The organism is Azospirillum melinis, from assembly GCF_013340935.1.
GTDB lineage: Bacteria > Pseudomonadota > Alphaproteobacteria > Azospirillales > Azospirillaceae > Azospirillum > Azospirillum melinis.
The window spans coordinates 1-3,923 of the sequence record NZ_WHOS01000127.1; the positions used below are offsets into that span (position 1 = coordinate 1).

The 3,923-nt window shown below is 52.5% G+C and carries 5 protein-coding genes; 3 read left to right on the forward strand and 2 right to left on the reverse strand.

What is annotated here, in order from left to right; genetic code table 11:
• Positions 1 to 17 precede the first annotated feature (17 nt).
• Positions 18 to 500: a hypothetical protein gene (locus GBZ48_RS35590; protein WP_246307693.1), complete on the reverse strand. Its 483-nt coding sequence runs from the start codon at positions 498 to 500 to the stop codon at positions 18 to 20.
• 492 nt (positions 501 to 992) lie between these two features.
• Between GBZ48_RS35590 and GBZ48_RS35595 the strand changes: the two genes are divergently transcribed.
• Genes GBZ48_RS35595 through GBZ48_RS35605 form a run of 3 tightly spaced genes read left to right on the forward strand, consistent with a single transcriptional unit; the run spans position 993 to position 3,515 of the window.
• Positions 993 to 2,279: an AAA family ATPase gene (locus GBZ48_RS35595; protein WP_174475336.1), complete on the forward strand. Its 1,287-nt coding sequence runs from the start codon at positions 993 to 995 to the stop codon at positions 2,277 to 2,279.
• Positions 2,276 to 2,818: a hypothetical protein gene (locus GBZ48_RS35600; protein ID WP_174475337.1), complete on the forward strand. Its 543-nt coding sequence runs from the start codon at positions 2,276 to 2,278 to the stop codon at positions 2,816 to 2,818. Before GBZ48_RS35595 ends, GBZ48_RS35600 begins: the two co-directional genes overlap by 4 nt.
• Positions 2,781 to 3,515 carry an RNA ligase family protein gene (locus GBZ48_RS35605; RefSeq protein ID WP_211106012.1) on the forward strand — a complete coding sequence of 245 codons (735 nt, stop codon included), beginning with the start codon at positions 2,781 to 2,783 and terminating at the stop codon, positions 3,513 to 3,515. The genes GBZ48_RS35600 and GBZ48_RS35605 overlap by 38 nt, the downstream gene beginning before the upstream one ends.
• A gap of 117 nt (positions 3,516 to 3,632) precedes the next feature.
• Here GBZ48_RS35605 and GBZ48_RS35610 read toward each other — a convergent pair.
• A partial coding sequence (locus tag GBZ48_RS35610; RefSeq protein ID WP_174475338.1) for a response regulator occupies positions 3,633 to 3,923 on the reverse strand: 291 nt, incomplete at its 5' end.

Genomic DNA, 3,923 nt, shown 5'->3' on the forward strand with positions numbered 1-3,923 from the left:
TCTTTTCGTGGTCGGCTTCAGAGTTTGATAAGAGACGGGTGCTGGGCGGACTGTTCGGCGGAGTACCGGTCGGCTTGCGGGGCCTGCCGCTTGGCCGCGGGCAGGTCGAGGCCGGCGAACAGGCCGAGCCGCTCGGCCAGCCAGCGGACGGTGGCGGGGTCGCCGGAGGTGACGAGACGCTCGATCTGCTCGGCCACCAGCACCCGCAGCGAGGACAGGCGCAGTTCGGCCTCGCGGTTCAGCGCCTGCCGCTCCCACCACACCCTGTGACGGAAATCCTTGGAGCCGTAATAGGCCCGCCACAGCGTGGTGCGGCTGCACCCCATGGCGCGCGAGACCTGGAGGAAGCTGTTGCCGCGGGCCAGCATGCCGGCGGCCATGATCCACTGTTCCTCATGGAACTGCGAACCGGGAACCAGCGAGCCTTCGGCCGGCGTCGGCGGCTCCTCGGCCCAGCGGGGGAAGTTGTCGGTGGTGAAGCTGCGGCTGTCGAGGGGCATGGCGTGGCTCCGCGAATGAGGGGGCATTGCGGAGAGGATATAGGATTTTGGTCCTTTTTGGGGAGGTTTTGGGAAAAGTGGGATGATTAGGTGAATGCAGGAGGGGTGACTTCTGAGTTCAAGCGGACTTTCAGCCAGAGTTACAGTTCTTAGCAATAGATGAAAGCAACCTTTCATTAACCTAGAGAGCGCCATCAAATTCGGAGGATTGTCAAAGCAGGAGAGAGTTAGCCATCCATGATAAGCAAACCTCCTGACCGGTTCAGAAATAATTCCTTTCTGCACCGTGTTACGTTGCGGACGCTCTTGACCCAATTGGATAAAGCGTTGATGATTCTAGAAATGGTGGACATGCATATTTTTGTACGCTATGCGCATCCACTTAGGCCGATGGGCAACATCACGAGCACTAGGCCGTGATTTTCATCGTTAACAGACGAGCCTAAACGACTGATATCAGAGAAAAACTACTGATTTGGAGTATCAACACTCATGTTTTCACGATTGCGATTGGTGAACTTTAAAGCTTGGACGGACACCAAGGACATCGCCTTGCGTCCTTTAACTATGCTTCTTGGAACTAACTCATCAGGAAAATCATCGCTAATCCAAAGTCTCCTTCTGCTAAAGCAGACTGCGCGCTCTCCGGACCGTACAGTGCATCTCAATTTGGGAGGTGATGAAGTTAATGACCTGTTCAATTTTGGTTCATTCGAAGACGTTCTAAATCAGGGATCTAGGTCAACTCGACAATTCTTGATCGAATTTGACTTCGACAACCATGGAATCGGCCGCATTGTAAATGGACACTTCAGCTGTTCTTATGGACAGACTTCCTCCGGCAGCGTCGCTATTCAGATGCTTACACTAAAGACCGATGGACGTAAATTTCAAGCTATTAGGCGAGAAAAAGGTGCTTTCTCCATTATAGTCGATGACGAACAAAATCCACGGGCTAAGGGGCGCAACTATACTCCCGAGCGCTCAATCGCATTTTCTGCAGATGCAATCTCGGCGCTCGAGAAGGATGGCCAATTAGTCGAAGATTTAAGCTTGGCAATCCGCCAGGAACTGGAGCGTATAATATATCTAGGTCCGCTACGCCGTAAGCCGGAGCGAGATTACCCTTGGAACAAGACAAAGCCCGGCGAAGTAGGAAGCGACGGACGTGCAGCCATTGACGCACTTCTAGCCAGTGCTTTGCTCCGGGGAGACGAGCAGAATTATGTGGTCAATGGTGTATCCTACTGGCTGAACAAGATGGGCGTAGCGGAGAGGCTCGAGATTCGGCAACAAGGACGATCCAGTCGATATGAACTGATTGTTCACCGCGACGGCACCGCCTGCAATCTCCGCGACGTCGGCATTGGTATTTCGCAAGTTTTACCAGTATTGGTTGCATCTTACTTTGCTCCCGTGGGGAGCACAATTATGCTTGAAGAGCCTGAAATTCACCTGCACCCGCTCGCTCAATCGGCGCTAGCCGAATTGTTCGTTGAGGTCAGCCGTGAACGAAAAATACAATTCTTAGTGGAAACTCATTCTGAGCATCTCTTTCGTCGAATGCAAACCATGATTGCAAAGCAAAAGATCTTGGCAAATGACGCCGCAATGTATTTTGTTATGCGGAATAATCAATCGGCGGAACTCTGCAGCCTGATCATTGACGATTTTGGGCGTGTGAAGAACTGGCCTACCGGCTTTTTCGGAGATGCTTTGGGCGAGACGCGCGAACAAGCTCGGCTCATGTTCGAACGCCAGAAGGCGGGGACCATATGAGAGACCGTTATGTGGTTGATACCAATGTACTGATCGCCGCAAGTGCTTGTGATCCACACCACCCAGCCGACATCGAAGCTACACCTGCCGATCTCACACTTCGCCTCACAATTTGGGAATGGCTTGTCGCCTTCCAGCAAAGCGATAGTCGCTTGATACTCGATACTGAACTCAAAATATATGACGAATACCGTAATAAACTTGACTACAATGATTATGGGATTCAAGTGGTTATGGATAAATGGAGTACCAGTGCAGTTGACAACGTGGTTGTAGAATATGATAGCGATGGACATGGAATTTTGCCGGACACGCTAATACCCATAATCCACGACCTTGCTGACCGGAAGATGGTTGCGGCAACGTTGGCATCCCATATCGAATTTGGTGAAGGTTGCATTGCTTTTGCGGGTGACACCGACTGGCACGATTGGGAGGTAGGCCTAGTTGCGCATAGCATTCTACTCGAACCCATCATAGAATCTTGGTCAAGAGCCAAGCATGCTGAGAAGCAGGAAAAAAATAAACATAGTAAGTAAGGCTATCGCAATGTTCTTTCGCTTTCCATCAACACCGCACCTCGCTTGGCTAGGGCACGGCTCCATACCGCGCGACGATAAGCTTCTTTCCAAAGAAGATGCCCGCGACCTCATTGCGGATGAAGTAGTTGTGGAAGAGAAGCTTGATGGTGCCAACATTGGATTGTCTCTTACTAACGACGGCGCACTCCAGATTCAGAATCGCGGCCAATATCTGATCACCCCCCATGTTGGACAGTTTGCTCGTCTGCCGGATTGGATTGCGCAGCATGGTGAACAACTTTGCCATTTCATCAATCCAAACCTCATTCTTTTTGGGGAATGGTGTGCAGCGAGGCATTCTGTCGGCTATGATCGGCTTCCGGACTGGTTTCTTCTGTTCGATGTATACGATCTCAAAGAAACTAAATTTTGGAGCACAACGCGACGCAATGTGCTTGCAGCCCAAGTAGGATTGTCAACTGTACCGACGTTACTAAAGGGAACAACTGATTTATCCAAACTTGCGCACTTGTTAACCGTAGGATCAAGTTGCTATAGAATAGGTTCGATGGAAGGCTTGATTATTCGTCGTGAGACGGCGAAATGGTGTGATAGTCGCGCCAAGCTTGTTCGGGACGACTTTATACAAACGATTGACGAGCATTGGAGCCGGCGTCGTATAGAATGGAACCGCATTGATTGGTCAAACCAATAGGCAATTTCCGCTCAGTCGCAGAGGTTCCGCATAGCGCCGGCCCAGAGTTGCTGATCGGAAATGGAGGGGGCTTCAAATTACCTCCCTCATAGTCATCGCTTGCTTCTTCCTCCACCCTCACCCCTCGCCCATCGCTCCCACCACCCGACGCGACGCGACGCAGCGCGTGACTTCGCTCAGCAGTTGGGCGCGGTCGATGGGCTTCGGCACGTGGCAGTCCATGCCGGCCTCGTAGCAGCGGTCGATGTCGTCGGGGAAGGTGTTGGCGGTCAGGGCCAGGATGGCGACGCGGGACTCCGGACCCGGCATGGCGCGGATCAGGCGCGTCGCCTCCAGGCCGTCCATCACCGGCATGTTGATGTCCATCAGGATGGCGTCGAAGGGCTCGCCCCCATCCCCCCCCATGGC

What these genes read in the sequence shown, in the direction of transcription:
- GBZ48_RS35590 (WP_246307693.1), bottom strand. Translation starts at nt 500, where the DNA reads ATGCCCCTCGACAGCCGCAGCTTCACCACCGACAACTTCCCCCGCTGG.
- GBZ48_RS35595 (WP_174475336.1), top strand. Translation starts at nt 993, where the DNA reads ATGTTTTCACGATTGCGATTGGTGAACTTTAAAGCTTGGACGGACACC.
- GBZ48_RS35600 (WP_174475337.1), top strand. Translation starts at nt 2,276, where the DNA reads ATGAGAGACCGTTATGTGGTTGATACCAATGTACTGATCGCCGCAAGT.
- GBZ48_RS35605 (WP_211106012.1), top strand. Translation starts at nt 2,781, where the DNA reads ATGCTGAGAAGCAGGAAAAAAATAAACATAGTAAGTAAGGCTATCGCA.